Source organism: Methylobacterium aquaticum (genome assembly GCF_001043915.1).
GTDB lineage: Bacteria > Pseudomonadota > Alphaproteobacteria > Rhizobiales > Beijerinckiaceae > Methylobacterium > Methylobacterium aquaticum.
This window is the reverse complement of the sequence record NZ_LABX01000438.1, coordinates 1-626: the sequence shown is the minus strand read 5'-3', so window position 1 is coordinate 626 and position 626 is coordinate 1. Positions and strand designations below refer to the sequence as shown.

Genomic DNA, 626 nt, shown 5'->3' with positions numbered 1-626 from the left:
CGCGGTGCCGAGATCCTGCTTGCGGCCATTGATCTTCAGCAGCGTGAAGTAGCCCTGCTCGGCGAGGTTGTCGGCATTGTCGCGCGCGAGGGCCGCGAGGGCGGCCGGGTTCACCGGCCCGCTCGTCGATTGCCCCAGGCCCTGGAGCGCGAAGGCGGAATAGGTCGGGTCGAAGGTCCAGGCGTGCCGCACCGCCCGCAAGGCCCCGTCCGGCCCGTACTCGAACTCGGCCCGGGTGGCGATCCAGACATGCGGATGGGCGAGCGCCGGCGTCGCCGCGGCGAGGGCGGCCGGCAGAAGACCGGGAAGGACACGGGTGAGCGGACGGGAGGGGCGCGGCATGACGATGTCCTTCGGCGACGCTCGCCCCTCGTGGTGAAGCGATGGTGAAGCGCGTCGCGCCCCCGGTGCCGCACTGGTCCCGCCGCATTGCGGCGGGAGCGGGGCGGTGGGATGGGCCCGTTATCCGAGAGCGCGCACTTGAACCCTTTCCCGTCTGCGGGGGAGGGTGGCCCTGGCGTCAGCAGGAGCCGGCAGAGGGGCAGCGCAACGCTTCACGAGAGCGTCCCTTATGAAGGTCGCGACCCCTCCGGAAGCGCCGTCCCCTCTCCCGCCCCACTCCGTGG

1 protein-coding gene is annotated in these 626 nt (G+C 72.2%); it reads right to left on the bottom strand.

The genetic code is table 11. The annotated features are described in order from the left end of the window. Positions 1–342 (bottom strand): DUF1007 family protein (locus VP06_RS33065; protein WP_048468067.1); only part of this gene is annotated, 342 nt, incomplete at its 3' end. Between the last annotated feature and the right edge of the window lie 284 nt (positions 343–626).